This window comes from Methylocystis sp. sgz306128 (assembly GCF_056032725.1).
On sequence record NZ_JBVYWO010000002.1, the window covers coordinates 16,008 to 31,446 of the forward strand.

Consider the following 15,439-nt stretch of genomic DNA (forward strand, 5'->3'; position numbering starts at 1 on the left):
TCTGGCCGAAGATGTGATCGAATATCTCATCCGAGCTGCAGGATTTTGCTCCCAGAATCCGACGGCAGGTGAAGAAGCGTTTCATAAAGTGCTGGAAGGCGTTTTAAATTGTGTTCAGCAAGAGAGCGTCCGATCTGACGGCATCAGGATTTTTCGCCAGAACCGCTGTTGAGGGACTGTCGCGCGCCGCAGCCCTGATTCTGTTCCTGACCCTTTCGTTGCCTCACGCAGCATTGGCCGACGATGTGACGCCAAAGGTCCTGCCCGATCCGATCGTCGACGTGCCGGCCACCCGGCCCGATCCTTTTCCCGCCTTTGGCAATTTCAGCTGGCGGGCCTTCATTGCACTCTCATGGCCAGCGCTGACCGATCCCCGTCACCGCGGCGAGCCGGATCGCGCAAAACCTTTGGGGGCATCGGGCCCGCGCGTCTGGGAGACATACAAGTCGCGATTCGAGATTTTCCAGCCGAGTGCGAATCCGCCAGCGCAATGGCACAGCTATGCGGGCGTTAACCCCTGCGGGGCCCGGGTCGGCAACCGGACCAAAACACTCAGCTCGTTCAATCTCTATTCGGATTTCAATCAGGCGGGATTTGCGCCCGGAGAATTCGTCAGCCCGCTTGTTGCGCAAAACCGAACCTACACGCGCTACGAAGTGCGCGTGAACGCAGCCGCCTTCGAGTCCATCGTCCGCTCCGGATGGACCTCGGCGCGCCGGTTGCCCTCCGCAGCAAAGCCTGCGCATTTCCGGCCCGGTTCAATCGATGTGAAAGCGGCCTGGCGCATCCTGAATGAACGTGACACCCCGGCCGTGCGCGCCCGGTATTATGTCGTTAAAGATGCCGAAGTTCTCGATGTCGCCGCGACGAAAGCCGCCGGAAAGCCGGTTTGCAGCAGGCAGGACATCGCACTTGTCGGCTTGCACATCGCCGTCAAGACACCCCACAGGCCGCAGTGGATCTGGAGTTCGTTTGAGCATGTCGACAATGTCCCGCCGGCCGGAACCGGCGCGGCGCGAGAGCCGGACGCGCATGAGGCGCAGCTGCCCTATGCCTATCACAGCCCGGCGGCGGGCGCCCCGGCTGAATCGCCATCGGCCGCAAGGCAGGCCACCGCGCCTGTCAGCATCAGCAATGCTCCGAAAACCGATCCCGCTCCGATGGAGATCGTCCGTGAGCGACCCATCAATTCGGAGCTCATGGCCATCAACCGCGCCTATTGGGCGCTGCCCCAGATCCGGGACACGGTCTGGAAAAATTACATGCTCGTCGTGACGCAATGGCCAACGGTGACTGTGCCGGAGGGGCCGGAAAATGACGGGCTGCCGTTCCCCGGCGGGAGCGCGGACAAGAACGCCCCGGTGGATGTCTATCAGCTCCCCGGAAACAATACGGAACCTAACGCGAATCTGGCCAACACCACGATGGAAAGCTTCACGCAGGCATCTCCGATCAGTTGCATGAGCTGCCACCACAGCGTGGCGAATTCTGCGGGCTATGATTTTCCGGCGTTTTATGTTTTCGACGTAAAAAGTCAGACGCATTGACAAGCCGCGCGTCCGGGCTTTTCCACGAAACAGGTTTCAAGACATCAGACAATGCGCTTCCGGTCAGGCGGCTGCCGCAAGCTTGAGACTATTTGCAGCGTCACCTTCGTTTGCTGGATCTCGGCTGATCGGGCAGCGCGTCGCGCAAATATCCCGCTTCAACAAACAATATTTGAGGATTTTGGCCAAAAGATAGCGTCTTTCGCTTGCCCAAAAGCTGAAAATTCCACCGGCAAAGCTTCGAGACGGCCTGCCGGATCAAGAGATAAAAGCCTGAGCTGTGCGGCTAATTGAATCGAAATTATTGATTTTCCGACGTTTTTTTGTCGGAACAGGCTTCAAAACTAAAGTGGCTGGTGCGCAGAAGAGAATCGAACTCCCGACCCCATCATTACGAATGGTATGGTCTTACTTTTCTGGAAAAATCTGAGAATTACTTAAAATATCTAAAACATTGATTTTATTCGAGATTAATGTTTCCGTTGATTTCCGGTGATTACCGGTGTTATCCTGAATTTGCTTACCGATGCTTACCGGGTGCTTACCGGAACGTCTCTGTAAAAGGTGGCAAATGGCTAACATCAAAATCACAAAACGCGCTGTCGACGAATTGACTTGTCCCGCCGGTAAAGACCGGCTGGCCGTCTGGGACGACAATGTCAGCGGCTTCGGAATCGTCGCCTATCCTACCGGCAAGAAGATCTACGTGATCCAATATCGTCACCTGGGCCGGTCGCAGCGCATTACCCTTGGTTCGCATGGCGTATTGACGCCAGATCAGGCAAGAACCGAAGCCAAAAAGTTACTCGGGCAAGTGGCCACGGGCGCTAATCCCGTGGAAGCGCGCCGAACCGCGCGCGCAATTCCGACTTTCAGGGAAATCGGCGAGGAGTTTATCAGGCTGCATGCCGAACGGCAGTGCGGTCCAACGACCGCAAAAGATTATAAACGTTTGCTCGAACAGGTTATTTTCAAAGCAATCGGCTCCAGACGCATCACCGAAATCAAACGTGCGGACGTGAAAAGACTGTTCGATTCACTCGCCGATACGCCGTCGAAGGCCAATCGCGTTCTGGCCGTCATTTCGTCAGTCTGGACCCATTCGGTCGATCCAGACATATTTTCCGGGCTGGCCAATCCGGCGGCGGGCATCAAGCGATTTCAGGAAAAAAAGGTCGAGCGCTATCTGTCAGGCGAGGAATTGGCACGTCTCGGCGACGCGCTGCGACTGGCTGAATCGGTCGGGCTGGATTGGAGTGTGGATGCGGCCAAGAAGACCAAACACGTTCCCAAAGCCAATCAAAGAACGAAGGTCGATCCCTTCGCGATCGCGGCAATTCGCCTCCTGCTGCTTACCGGAGCGCGGCTTCAGGAAATCGTCAAAGCAAAATGGAACGATTTCGATTCCGAGCGCGGCGTTATTACTTTGGATAATCATAAAACATCGCGCATTACTGGCAAGAAATTTATCGTCCTGTCCGCCCCGGCACTGGAGATCATCGCCAACCTGCCGAGGATCGCCGGTAATCCTTACTTGATCGCGGGCAAACTTGCAGGAAGGCCGCGCTCGGATCTCAAAAAACCGTGGGATGCCATTCGCCGTGCTGCTGGTTTGACGGATCTGCGCATTCACGACTTGCGGCACTCTTTCGCGTCTGTCGGCGTGAGCGGCAACATGGCCCTGCCGTTGATAGGCAAGCTGTTGGGTCATACACAGCCACAGACCACGGCGCGATACGCGCATCTTGCCGACGACCCGCTGCGCAAAGCCGCGGATGCAATCGGTGAAGAATTGATGTCCAAGCTTGGTCGCCGCAGCGGATAGACCCTGGCATTTTGGCTCTAGTGAAACGGGCTGATACTCGTTCGGCCCGCGTCAGGACACCCCCGCATTGCGATGAGCCAGAGGCCTTGGATCGAAGCCGCCGTTGTTCGCCATTGTGTTGACGTTCACCCGAAGAAAAAGCGTTGGATATGGGGTGAGTGCGAAGGTTTTCGCGTCTATTTTAGGCCATATTCATTTTAGACATCCACTCAGTCGTTTGCGGAGCGAAGATGACGGACGATCCTGTTGAAACTGCAAATGGGCGCGCTGGTCTAGATGCAGCAAAGGCGAGGTTGCGAGGTGTTTTTGAAAGATTAAAAGAAACCATCGATCGAATAGAACAAACGGACGACAGGCTGGTTCTTGGCGAAGGCGGAACGGCCTACAAAATGCGTCGTGATCTGGATTTTCTTCAGCAGGTTTGCGACCGGCTGGTAGTCGGCATTCTTGAGCCACTGGAAATGGATAATCCTGATCGGGCGGAATTTGGTTACCAGACCGTCTCAACATTGATTGAGCAAACGACGCGATTTGATTTGCATTTTCGTGAGCCGCTGGAAATTGAGCGATATCGACAATTTCAAAAAGCCGTTCACTCCGGTCGAACCCGGGGCCGGCAAAGATCTGGCGAGGCGGATTTAGGCTGGCGGAATGCGTTTATGGGCTTTGCGCGAGCGGCGCGTACGCAAGACCCAAAGGTCTCCGATGCGCAAATTTTCCGCGATTTTATTGAATCCCCGATCGGCGAAGGCGTCGAGACCAAGCCGATTAACGAAAGAAATTACACAGGTCTGTTGAGCGCATGGGCTCGATCGGGGGAAATTCCGAAAAAAGTCTCCGTGAAAAACCGACAATAGGGTCCTTGTGTCCGATACAAGGCGCCTTTGGTGGCAGACAGGGTTTCAAATATCGCAGAAATAGCTAGTCGCGCTTGGAAATCTCCAGCGTCCTCGAAGCAGGGCACGCGACCATGCATGAGACATTTCTGACGCGGAATGAAGCGTCTATTTATCTGAAAAATAAATATAAAATTGGTGCCGTTGCATGGCTCTCAAAGCTGGCCAGCCTCGGCGGCGGGCCGCGTTTCCGCACGATCGGCCGTCGCGTTCTCTACTCGCGCACTGACCTCGACGAATGGATCTCGCAGAGGATCTCGGGTTTGAAATCGTCTACGAGCGACTCGGGGCGTGAATGATGGATCACGCTCCGACACCAACGAACTCTAAATCCTTGCCGCACAATCTCGAGGCCGAACAGGCATTGCTCGGCGCCATCCTCACCAACAACGAGGCCCTGAACCGCGTCGTCGACGTGCTCAAGGCCGACGACTTCTTCGAAGATATTCACAAACAGATATTCGACGTGATGGTGACGACGATCGTCGCCGGCAAGGTCGCAACGCCAGCCACGATCAAGACCATGCTTCCCGAGGCCAAGGCCGGCGAGGTTAGCCTTGGCAAATATCTCGCGCTCATCGTCGGCGAGTCGACAACATTGCTCAACGTGCGCGATTACGCCCTGAACATCGCCGAAATGTCGCAGCGCCGCGCCCTAATCAAGCTCCATGAGCGCGGATTGGACGACGCTTATAACACCGCCTCCGGCCGCGTCCAGGATCTCGCCGGCGCATCGATGACAAACCTGCACGCCCTCGCCCTGGACGGCAGCGCCAAGAACACGCGGGCAATGCTGGGCGATTGTGTCGACGAGCTGCTCGAGCGCGCCGCAAGGATCCGCTCTCATGAGATCCTCGATGAAGGGATCAGGAGCGGCATTGAGGATCTCGACAAGGACACCGGAGGCTATCGCCCTGGAACGCTCTGGGTGCTCGCAGGACGGCCGGGAATGGGCAAGACCGTGCTCGCTGGCACATTGGCCCTCAAGGTCGCCCGACGCGACCAGGGCGTCCTGTTCTTCTCGCTGGAAGTGCCCAGGGAGCAAATGACGGCGCGCCTGCTTTCGGATTACACCTATTCATTCCGAGCCCCGATCTATTTCGGTCGCATCATGCGCGCCGAGGATCTGACCGACGATGAGATGTGGCGGCTCAGGGATGCCCGCGATCATATCAAGCGCACGCCTCTCACGCTGGATTTTGCCTCCCGCCTCTCGGTCGCGGAAATCGCCATGCGCGTGCGCGCCGAAAAGCAACGCATGGCCAAGCGCGGGCTGCGGCTGGGCGTCGTGTTTATCGACTATCTGAAATTCATCAAAGCCTCGGACCGCTATCGCGGCAACCGCGTTTATGAAGTCGGAGAGATCACGAGCGGCCTCAAGCAGCTGGCGAAGGATGAGAACCTGTGTGTCGTGCTGCTGGCTCAGTTGAACCGCGCCCTTGAGAACCGCGACCGCAAGGACCGCCGCCCTGGTTTGGCGGATCTGCGCGAATCCGGCGACATCGAAGCTGATGCCGATGTGGTCGGCTTCATCCACCGCGAAGCCTATTACGTCAAGACATCGCCCGAATATCGCAACGGCGATCTCACAACTCGAGCCTATTACGAAACTATCAAGTCCGACGCCGAATTGATTATCGGCAAAAACCGCGCCGGCCAGACGCGCACAATAGATCTGTGGTGCGACATGGGCGCATCCATCATGACCGCAAGAGCAACGAAAGGAAAATTCGATGAAGCGTCCTTACATGCCCGTTAATATTGCCGAATATCAGTCAGAAACAGCCCATTTCGGCGCCACGGAGGCGGGCGCCTATAGTCAGCTTCTGATGTACTACTGGCAGCACGATGCTCTGCCCAACGATGATCGCCAACTGGCGCGCATTGCCAAACTGACCGAGCGTGAATGGAAAAAGTATCGCCCGACCCTGGCAGCTTCGTTTCAGGATAACTGGCGCCACGCGCGGCTCGATCGGGATATCGCGATTTGCGATAAAAAATCGTCTCAGGCTTCCAGTTCGGCCAAATCCAGGTGGTCGAAAAGCCGCGCAGCAGCGGGTGCGGACTCATTTGCGACTGACGATGCATTTTTCATGCGTTCGCATCACGAACGCATAAGCGAAAATGACCCGGAAGCAATGCAAATGATAAATATTGAAAATAAATACCGTATTGCCGAGGATAATAGATCTTCATCCGCGCGACCGAGCCCGGCCAGATCAATTCCTCGGCGGTCCAAACTTCAATCCGAATGTCTCGCAATCGTCGGCATGGAGCCCGTAGCCTTGGCAACGGACTGGCACGAGATCGAAGCCCTGCTCGAGGAAGGGATTACCGAAGCCGACATCAAGGCCGGTATTCAGGCGGCCATGGCCGCGCCGAACTTCCGACCGAGAGCATGGGCAAAACTCACGCCCTGGTGCCGCAGGGAGGCCAAGGACCGCCTTGCAGATCAACCCAAGCAGATTGCCCACGCCAACGGCAAGCCTGCCAGCAACGTCCCCAAGATTGATTTTGGCGGCGGCTTCATCTGGCCCGAAACTACGGTGATGAACGCCATCCGCCATTACGACGAAACCGGAAGCTGGCCCGAGGATCTTGGCCCAGAGCCCGGCAAACCCCGTTGCAAGGTTCCGCAGCGCGTGATCGACGCCGCCCGCAAAAAGGAAAATGAAGAATGAAGTACCTGGCAGGATTAATAGATTTTGTTTAGCTTTAAGCAAAATAATGCATTCAGAACGGCAACCAAATTCGGGCGAACACTACCAGCTAAATTGGTGTTTTGCCCGAACTACAGCGGATATCGCCATCTTGCTGAATATTCGGCAAATAACGTGCTAATGTTTTGCTAATACGAGTAAGACAGTTTTTGAAAATGAGCTAATTCTTGCCGCAAAACAGCCTTAATGTTCGTCGAGACAAATCAACGAATTTTCCAGTATTCTAGGGAAAGTTAATGCACCGCCGCGTACATAATTTTCTCATCCGTCGCACTTGCGGCATCAAATTCTTCAACTATCCGACCTTTGCGAGCAACGAGAATCCGATCCGAAAGATTGAGAATTTCCGGGAGATAAGAGGATATGACAACGACAGCAAGCCCTTCATCGGCCAATTGATTGATAAGCTGATGAATTTCCGCAATAGCGCCAACATCGACGCCTCGCGTGGGTTCGTCGAAAATTACTAGCCTTGGGCTTTGCACCAAAGATTTGGCGATGACTACCTTTTGTTGATTGCCGCCCGACAATTCAATGACCCGCGATTCCGCGCTGATCGCTTTTACATTAAGCCGTTTGATCCATTGAGCAATCAATGAAGCCGTGTCCTTTTTATTCACGAAAGCCCTACCGCCGAGACCAGATGCCAGCGCGCCGAGTTCGATATTGCGGGCGATGGACATATTGTCGAAAAAGCCGTCCATCTTACGGTCTTCAGTAATATAAATCATCCCGTCCTTCATAGCTGGACGTGGAACTAAATAGCGAACAGACCGACCGTTGAACTTAATTTCACCCCCATGAAAATGATCGCGTTTATCCACGCCCGCGATCACGCGCGCCATTTCCGTCCGTCCCGAGCCTATCAAGCCGAAGATTCCCGTTACCTGGCCGGAGAAAATCGAGAAGGACGAATTACGCACCAGACGTCCCTTCGAGAGATTTTCGACACTCAAAATGCGCTTTCCTATCGGCCGCGCCTGTTTGTCGCCATGCCGACTGTAAAGCTGATCAGATAGTGTGCGCCCCACCATCGCACGAACGATCGTCTCTCGCGTGAAATTTTTAGCATCGTCGGTGACCACGAGTTCGCCATCACGCAGAATCGTGATTCGATCCGAGATCATCAATGCTTCTTCCAACGCGTGGGAAATGAACACAATGGTCACGCCGTCCCTTCTCAGGCGCTTCACAAGAGAGAAAAAATAATGCTTCTCCTCAGGTGTCAACGTTGCGGTCGGCTCGTCGAAAATAATGACTTTCGCTTTGTGATGAACCGCGCGGGCAATTTCCACCATTTGTTTTTGTGCCGCGCCCAATTGGTTGACATTTAGCGTCGGATCGACGGGAAAGTTCAGAGATTGCAGAAATTGCTGCGCGGCAATGTAAATTCCGCGTAACCGGTTAAAAATTTTTTCGCTTCCTAGAAATATATTCTGCGCGACTGTCAAAGATGGAATGAGGCTCGTTTCTTGAAACACCATGGCAATGCCGGCATTCAACGCTTCAAGAGGAGAAGCGAAACGCACGGGCTGACCCTCGTATAGAATTTCGCCCGAGGTTATATCGACAACACCTGCTAACATCTTTGTGAGGGTTGACTTGCCTGCGCCGTTTTCTCCGAGAAAGGAGTGCACTTCACCTCTCCTCAACTCGAGGCTGACATCGCGAACAGCCGTCGTACCATGATAGGCCTTGGAGACGTTACGAAATGTGACCAGCGTTTCCATTCCTTACGACCTCTCGATCATTGATTTAATTCAAGGATTGCATTAGCGCCGCGTGCCGTGAGATACACGTTGTTCCCCGATGCAGCCGCGCTGGTAACACCGTGACGACGTCCATCTGAACGACTGTGATAACTGGCAACAGGCTGAAAATCCGATCCCAATCGAATAAGCAGGCCGTAAGATCGCGTCGGCGCCCACGGCTTCAATATTCCCATCTGCTTCACGGCCCCGCCTTGGAGTGGTTCCTGAAATGATGAGCCACTCGAGAGCGTCGGCGCAATCCAGAATGCGCGCGGAACTTCGGAAATCATGCGCCTGCAATAGTGCGGTTCGCGCAATACAAATTCAACAAGCTGGCTCCGTGGCGCGAAGCAGGACAACCAGAACCCACCCTGTGAATCAGCACTGATTCGTCCCGGATAGGCTGGCAAGTCGACGAGAACCGGACTTGGCCGGCCACCCGTCAGTGAAATGCTCACCAGCCTATGCCGCCAGGCTTCGGAGATGATGACCGCGCCAGAGTGGACGATCACACCGCTAGGAAAGCCAAAACCGTCCGTCAATTTAACCTTGCTGTCATCGGCGAGATTCAGGATCCATACTGAGCCACTCGCGTTCTTCTCAAGAAGGTCAACCTGCCAATCTGACGCCGCATATTTTGCCGAACCGATTGCTACAACCAATGTCTGCGCATCTTTGAACGACATAGACGTGATCTTCCCAGCCATCGGCCTGAAGCTCGCCAAGTTCTTTACCTCGTGCTCCGACGATACAAGAATCTCGCCATTTGCCAATGCAATGGCCAGCTTACCTTCAGGCCCAGCGGCAATGCTGAGAATTTCCGCGTCGAAATTCTCGGCGGCCGTGACCCCGGTGCCATTGAGAGAGGCTGTCAACAGCTCCGCTCCGCTCGAGAAATAAAGTCGGCTGCGCGCCGCAACGATATTATCTGGCGCGGATTCTTCGGCAATGAGACGCGCGGTATCCAATTCAGAATTCGGCCGCAAGGCTCCATCCATGGACGGCACGGTAACGGCATAAGCTCCGCGTCCAAAAAACCAATCTACTGCCCCTTTTAACATTGCCAGGCTCACTTCTTTATCCAGTAGCTATCGTAGCCGGTCCAATTCGCGTCAACGCCGGTCAAGGCATAACGCCCAATTCGATTATTCGTGATACCGCCGATGTAGAGATGGCCACGATCCTCCCGCATCGAAGTGATCATCGGATGGCTCTCGCCGCCGAAATCCCAAAAACGATCAATGATTTCGCCGCGAGCGTTAAATTTTACGATACAGCCTGTATTGATATTGGGATAAAGCCACTCGTCTTGCGGCAAGCGTCGTGCCATGCGTTTTCGAAAGCCCGGCATTTTGAGCGCGAGATCCAGAGCCGGACCGCGCATTCCCATGATGGCCAGCCAATAATTACCATCGGACGAACGATTGATATTATCGGGATAGCCTGGAAGATCGGAGATAACAGTTTCGCATGTCCCGGCCTTGGGCCCGCTGATCCAATACCGATTAATGCGACAGAGCCAGCTCTCGGCAAAGTAGATCGACTGACCGTCGTGCGCGAGCGTTATACCGTTTGGGAACACTAGGTGTTTCAATACAGTACGGGTCTTTTTCGTAACTGGATCATAGCAGATAATGCGGCCGTTGCCGCGCCCCTCGAGCGCGTCGATCGGCCAGCTATGCATTTCATATCGAATGGTGGCTTCGCTGAAATAAACCTTGCCGTCCGGGGCAATATCGAGATCGTCGGCAAGACGTAGTCGCGAATCGTCGACAATCGAGAAAGTTGATCGATTTGTCTCGTCCGTCAGCTTGCGCACTTCTCCCTGTGGATCGACGGCATAAAGACCCATTCCGCCGACGCAGACATAGAGATCGCCATTTTTGGCAAAAGCCATACCAAGCGGGTGCCCACCAATATGACAGAATACTTCCATTTTATCATAAGCCGGGCCGCGAAAACGAACAATATCGCCATGACGCGTACCTGTGTAGAGGTGGCCATCACGATCAATGATGACATCTTCGGGGCCTTCAATCTCGCCAAGACCGATGGTCGAGGCATCACGAAGGCGGGTATTCAGTGCATAGGGCGATTGCGGATCGCCTTCGGTTGCGGGTGCCGGCGGCATTGAGACAAAAGTTGGCGAAACATAAACTTTGCTGAGAACCTTGTCCTTGTTCTTGACCCATCGGACGTCGACGACGACTGCGAATGCCAATATCAGTCCAAGCACCGCCTCGCCGGCACCGCTCGAAAGACCAAGCCGAACAACGCCGTTGGTAACGACGACAAGCGTTGCCGCCCCCAGAATGGCCTTAGCCACGGAACCGCGTCCGCCGCCTAGACTAATGCCGCCCAGAACGGCAGCCGTCAAAGCGATCACTTCGAGTCCAGAACCCGCGTCCGTGTTCAAGCTGGCGAGGCGCGAGGCGTAAAGATAACCCGCAAGCCCGGTCAAGGCGCCCGAAATCATATAAGTCGAGAAGACGGTGAGCCGAACATTAATCCCAATATTATGGGCCGAGCGGCGCGATCCGCCAACGGCCATGATGCGCCAGCCCCATTTCAAACGGCTGAGGAAAATATGAAAGAACACTGCAACGACGGCGAAGACATAGAGGCTCGCCGGCATTCCGAAATACATGTTTATTCCCAGAATGTCCCATTCTTCTGATGAAACGAAATTGGCCGTTATCACCACCGAATATTTCAACAGGAGCAAATCCACGACCGAACGAATGAGGATCAAGGTTACGAGAGTCGTGAGAAAGGCACGCAGACGGAGATAGCCGACAAGTACGCCATTGATCGAACCGATAAGGGCGCTGCCAAGCACGACGATGGGCGCGGCCCAGTAGAGGGGCACGCCACCAAGACTGGTAAGCGCCAAGGTCATAAAATTGGCCATGGCGAAATTTGACCCGATGCTCAGATCGATCCCACCACCAATAAGAACGATGCCCATAGCAAGAACGAGCAGTGCTGTCTCGCCAAATTGGCGTAGCGTTTCCGAGAAACTATTAACCTCGAAAAAATCAGGTAACAAACCACCGAACAGCGAGACAACCAGAACGAGGAATATGAATGGCGCGGCATTGTCGATCCATCGTTTCGACAGGATCTCGCCAACGACATGGTCAGGAATAAGTTTATAGCGCAGTCTGATCAGCCGATCGCGAAGTGAAATGGACTGCGGCGCTTTTGCCTCAATACGACCCGCATTGCCGTCCATATTTACTTGTGCTGCCCTTGCAACCATGTCCGTAAGCCTGCGTTTCAGTAGCGAATGTGATGAAGTGAGAACCGATGTGGGCGACCGCCACGCCAGACACAAAAGTCGTCACGATCAGGGATTGGGCTGACCCGCAAGGGAGTCAGCCCAATATTTAATTATTTCAAATCGTCCAGCGCGTAACAAGCGTAAGGCGCCGGATGATCTTTCGTGATGACATCAAGGTGATTGAAGAGATTGGCCTTCACAGTACCTGGCTTCGGCTTAGCCTGAAGTAGGAACTTGATCATTGTATTGAGATCGCGCGACTGAAGCGCCGCGTCATAAGAGACATAAGCATAATAATCGCCGTCGGCAACTTTGGAGCATTGTGTCTTTTCACCGCCCCCCGAAGTAATAACGGCTACCTTGCCCTGTAATCCAGCCTCCTTCACGGCCGCCGCATTACCGACGTCTTGACCATCCCAGAAACCAATGATCGCACAGAGATCTGGATTCTGCTGAAGTACCGTTGCAGTGGCCGCACGTGCTTTATCGGCTTGGGTATCGCCACCCTGCGTGGACACGACTTTAATTTCAGGATGCTTGCTCAATACATTTTCAACACCCTTCATCTGATAGATGTTAGATGCGGCTGTGATCGTGAGCTGGCTGATCGACACCTTTCCGGAACCGCCTTTGGCTGGGCTACATTTATCGACGGCGATCTGAGCAACTTTCTCGCCCAGCGCAACCCAATCAGGACCGACAAATCCTTCAGAAAGCGTGCTCGACTTCAAGTTAATCTGCAACACATAAATGCCTGCCGCCTGGGCGCGCTGTATGAGACGGGAGTAGACTTGAATATCGGGATTGTGAAGAACGAGTACATCTGGCTTCTCGGTGATGAGTTGCGTCACCGCCTGTGCACCGGCATCCGTCGACCAGTTTGGATCACGAATATCGAATTTATACCCAAGTTCCGAAGCCTGACGCTTCATACCCGCTGCCCAAGCCTCAGTCAGATCCAAACCCATGCCGAGCGGCACAAAGGCAACTCGCTTGCCGGCTAGGGCCTCATAGGTCGCGGCTCGCGAAGGGTCGTCAATGCCGCCTTCACTGAACGCATAGGTGCTGGACGCCATTAGCAGCACCACTGAAAACGCTGCCTTTATAAAGTTATGTCTTTTCATAGTTTCCTCCCAAGCATATTTGAGCGAAATACTCAGATGTCGCCCTGTTGCGCGGTTTGTTCATCCCGCGGGTTCATGACGCCATCAATAATGATGGCTGCCAAAAGGATTACCGCCTTCACTATATTTTGTTCGGTGTAGGGGATATTAAGAATAGTCAGACCATTAAAAAGCGTGCCAACGAGCAGAGTCCCGACAATCACGTTGCGAACACGTCCCTTGCCACCGCTCAAGCCGACACCGCCTAAAACGGCCACAAGGATGACATCATAAATAAGCGTTGAATTCGCAATGCGCGTATCCATGCTGGCAACAGCTGCAAGCATGAGAAAGCCGGCAACGAAGGCGACACCGCCCGACAACAGATACTGCAGTACAACCAGCGGTCGAACCGGCAAGCCCGTGATCCGTGCCGTCAATTGATTGTCGCCGACCGCATAGATGAAACGCCCAATTCGGGTGCGTGCAAGCAGAATATAAGCAATGAAACATATGGCGCAGAGCACGATTACCGAAGTCGGGATGCCGTAAAAAGTTCCGGATCCGAAGAACCGGATCCCTTCCGCCTTTTTAGAAAGATAAACGAGATCTGAGCCGACAAGCGCAAAATGACCAAAGCCGTAAATGAAAGTTCCAATGGCAAGCGTTGCAAAGAGCGGTGGAATTTCGGCATAGGCGATCAAGAAGCCATTGATAAGGCCCATGGTGAGAGCAAACAGCAGACCAAGTAGGATCGCAGCCTCAATGCCGACATTGGTCTCCATGAGCTTTGCAGCCCAGGCGACTGAAATCGCCATATTAGCCACAATCGACAGATCAATACCGCGTCCGATGATGACGATCGCCATGCCGACGCCAAGAATGCCAAGAACCGAAACGTTTCGGACAAGGTTGATCTGATTGGCAGCAGTCAAAAATCCGGGCAAGATAATCGAAAAAATCGCAAACAGAACGACGGCAAGACCGAATACGATTAACTCTTGCTCAAGTTTTATTTTGGCTTTCATAACCGACCTCAAATTACTTTTTCTGCGATCAGTGTATCGATTTCAGCGTCATCTAGCCCCAGAAGCCTGCGATAGACATCATAATTATCGGCCCCAAGCGACCGCCCAGCATGGCGGAATTCAGCTGGTGTTTCCGACAATTTTGGAAGGGGCGATGGCAACACGAGTTCGCCTGCTCGATCATCTTGTATTTTTATCAAATTTCCACGCGCCGCAAATTGCGGATCTGCAAAAATGTCGGCGATAGAATATACTGGACCGCAAGGCACGCCTTCTGCCGTGCATTTTTCGAGAACGGTTTTGATGTCATATTTTCCAACCCAATCGGCAACGATTTTATTGACAATCTCACGCCGCTCAACGCGCGCCGCGCTCGTCGCAAATTCGGGTGATGTCGCCATTTCGGGCCGACCAAGCATGATCGCGAGCCGCTCGAACATTTTATCGCTTGTGCAGGCGATGGCGACCCATTCACCAGATTTGGTCTGATAATGACTGTGAGGCACAACATTAACAGTATCTGCACCCATCCTTGTACGAACGAAACCATAGCGTGCATACGCCGGTGCAATTTCGTCGAGTAGACGAAACACCGATTCATAAAGGCCTATATCGATATATTGTCCGATATGTTTCTCGTCGCGCACACGCAAAGCGAGCAAGACGCCGATAGCGCCCCACATGCCCGATATGTAATCCGCGAGCGAAGTGGAGCCGGGAACAACTGGGGGGCCGTCTTTCTCGCCAGCCAAAAAGGAGAGTCCGGCGAAAGCATGAGCAATACGCGCAAAGCCCGGCTCACCTCTCTTTGGCCCGGTTTGACCATAAGCCGATATGCGAAGCATAATCAGATTAGGTTTGATCTTCTTAAGGTCTTCAAAGCCAAGGCCCCATTTTTCTAGGGTTCCCGGCCGGAAATTTTCAAGAACGACGTCGGACTGAGCGACGAGCTCGCGGAACATGCTGGCGCCGCGCGGCGTGCGCAAATCAAGCGTGACTGTCTCCTTATTGCGAGCTTCGCTAAGCCAAACGAGACTATCGCCACATTCCGTGCGAGTTCCGAAATGTCGAAGATTATCACCCGAATCGGGCTGTTCGATTTTGATCACTTCGGCGCCGAAATCAGCCATGATCGTCCCGCAGAAGGGAGCCGCAACAAACGTCGCCACATCGAGAACGCGAATACCAGAGAGAGCCCGCGGCTTGTCGCGTTCACTAGCCCGATCCTGGTTTTCCGCCGCCGCTGCAAGGTCCAATGACGCCTCCATCCCAATGCTGTTCGTATT

General features: G+C 53.9%; 12 protein-coding genes. 6 read left to right on the forward strand and 6 right to left on the reverse strand.

Annotated features, from left to right (window positions below; all coding sequences use genetic code 11):
- The first annotated feature begins 110 nt into the window (after window positions 1–110).
- The 6 genes from AC0N03_RS03930 to AC0N03_RS03955 all read left to right on the forward strand — a co-directional run bounded on the left by AC0N03_RS03930 (window position 111) and on the right by AC0N03_RS03955 (window position 6,949).
- Window positions 111–1,547, forward strand: coding sequence for a hypothetical protein (locus AC0N03_RS03930; RefSeq protein ID WP_474287237.1), 1,437 nt, complete (start codon window positions 111–113; stop codon window positions 1,545–1,547).
- 571 nt (window positions 1,548–2,118) lie between these two features.
- Window positions 2,119–3,372: a tyrosine-type recombinase/integrase gene (locus AC0N03_RS03935; RefSeq protein ID WP_474287238.1), complete on the forward strand. Its 1,254-nt coding sequence runs from the start codon at window positions 2,119–2,121 to the stop codon at window positions 3,370–3,372.
- 230 nt (window positions 3,373–3,602) lie between these two features.
- Window positions 3,603–4,229, forward strand: a complete 627-nt coding sequence (locus AC0N03_RS03940) for a hypothetical protein (RefSeq protein ID WP_474287239.1) — start codon at window positions 3,603–3,605, stop codon at window positions 4,227–4,229.
- Window positions 4,230–4,342: 113 nt separating this feature from the next.
- Entirely contained in the window at window positions 4,343–4,567 is a 225-nt protein-coding gene (locus AC0N03_RS03945) for a hypothetical protein (RefSeq protein ID WP_474287240.1), read from the forward strand.
- Complete coding sequence (locus tag AC0N03_RS03950) at window positions 4,564–6,027, forward strand: replicative DNA helicase (protein ID WP_474287241.1); 1,464 nt, start codon at window positions 4,564–4,566, stop codon at window positions 6,025–6,027. Before AC0N03_RS03945 ends, AC0N03_RS03950 begins: the two co-directional genes overlap by 4 nt.
- A complete protein-coding gene (locus tag AC0N03_RS03955) occupies window positions 6,002–6,949 on the forward strand; it encodes a DUF1376 domain-containing protein (RefSeq protein ID WP_474287242.1) in 948 nt (315 codons plus the stop codon). Before AC0N03_RS03950 ends, AC0N03_RS03955 begins: the two co-directional genes overlap by 26 nt.
- Window positions 6,950–7,221: 272 nt before the next feature.
- Here the strand turns inward: AC0N03_RS03955 and AC0N03_RS03960 are convergent, their stop codons facing one another.
- The 6 genes from AC0N03_RS03960 to AC0N03_RS03985 all read right to left on the reverse strand — a co-directional run bounded on the left by AC0N03_RS03960 (window position 7,222) and on the right by AC0N03_RS03985 (window position 15,409).
- Window positions 7,222–8,718, reverse strand: coding sequence for a sugar ABC transporter ATP-binding protein (locus tag AC0N03_RS03960; protein WP_474287243.1), 1,497 nt, complete (start codon window positions 8,716–8,718; stop codon window positions 7,222–7,224).
- Between the two features lie 17 nt (window positions 8,719–8,735).
- Complete coding sequence (locus tag AC0N03_RS03965; RefSeq protein WP_474287244.1) at window positions 8,736–9,812, reverse strand: strictosidine synthase; 1,077 nt, start codon at window positions 9,810–9,812, stop codon at window positions 8,736–8,738.
- Window positions 9,809–12,001, reverse strand: coding sequence for an ABC transporter permease (locus tag AC0N03_RS03970; RefSeq protein ID WP_474287245.1), 2,193 nt, complete (start codon window positions 11,999–12,001; stop codon window positions 9,809–9,811). The genes AC0N03_RS03965 and AC0N03_RS03970 overlap by 4 nt, the downstream gene beginning before the upstream one ends.
- 131 nt (window positions 12,002–12,132) lie before the next feature.
- Window positions 12,133–13,146, reverse strand: a complete 1,014-nt coding sequence (locus AC0N03_RS03975; protein ID WP_474287246.1) for a sugar ABC transporter substrate-binding protein — start codon at window positions 13,144–13,146, stop codon at window positions 12,133–12,135.
- 32 nt (window positions 13,147–13,178) lie between these two features.
- Window positions 13,179–14,153, reverse strand: coding sequence for an ABC transporter permease (locus AC0N03_RS03980; RefSeq protein WP_474287247.1), 975 nt, complete (start codon window positions 14,151–14,153; stop codon window positions 13,179–13,181).
- Between the two features lie 8 nt (window positions 14,154–14,161).
- Window positions 14,162–15,409 carry a CaiB/BaiF CoA transferase family protein gene (locus tag AC0N03_RS03985; RefSeq protein WP_474287248.1) on the reverse strand — a complete coding sequence of 416 codons (1,248 nt, stop codon included), beginning with the start codon at window positions 15,407–15,409 and terminating at the stop codon, window positions 14,162–14,164.
- Window positions 15,410–15,439 lie beyond the last annotated feature (30 nt).

Coding starts and splice junctions, on each gene's coding strand:
- AC0N03_RS03935 (WP_474287238.1), top strand. CDS start 2,119: ATGGCTAACATCAAAATCACAAAACGCGCTGTCGACGAATTGACTTGT.
- AC0N03_RS03940 (WP_474287239.1), top strand. CDS start 3,603: ATGACGGACGATCCTGTTGAAACTGCAAATGGGCGCGCTGGTCTAGAT.
- AC0N03_RS03945 (WP_474287240.1), top strand. CDS start 4,343: ATGCATGAGACATTTCTGACGCGGAATGAAGCGTCTATTTATCTGAAA.
- AC0N03_RS03950 (WP_474287241.1), top strand. CDS start 4,564: ATGATGGATCACGCTCCGACACCAACGAACTCTAAATCCTTGCCGCAC.
- AC0N03_RS03955 (WP_474287242.1), top strand. CDS start 6,002: ATGAAGCGTCCTTACATGCCCGTTAATATTGCCGAATATCAGTCAGAA.
- AC0N03_RS03960 (WP_474287243.1), bottom strand. CDS start 8,718: ATGGAAACGCTGGTCACATTTCGTAACGTCTCCAAGGCCTATCATGGT.
- AC0N03_RS03970 (WP_474287245.1), bottom strand. CDS start 12,001: ATGGTTGCAAGGGCAGCACAAGTAAATATGGACGGCAATGCGGGTCGT.
- AC0N03_RS03975 (WP_474287246.1), bottom strand. CDS start 13,146: ATGAAAAGACATAACTTTATAAAGGCAGCGTTTTCAGTGGTGCTGCTA.
- AC0N03_RS03980 (WP_474287247.1), bottom strand. CDS start 14,153: ATGAAAGCCAAAATAAAACTTGAGCAAGAGTTAATCGTATTCGGTCTT.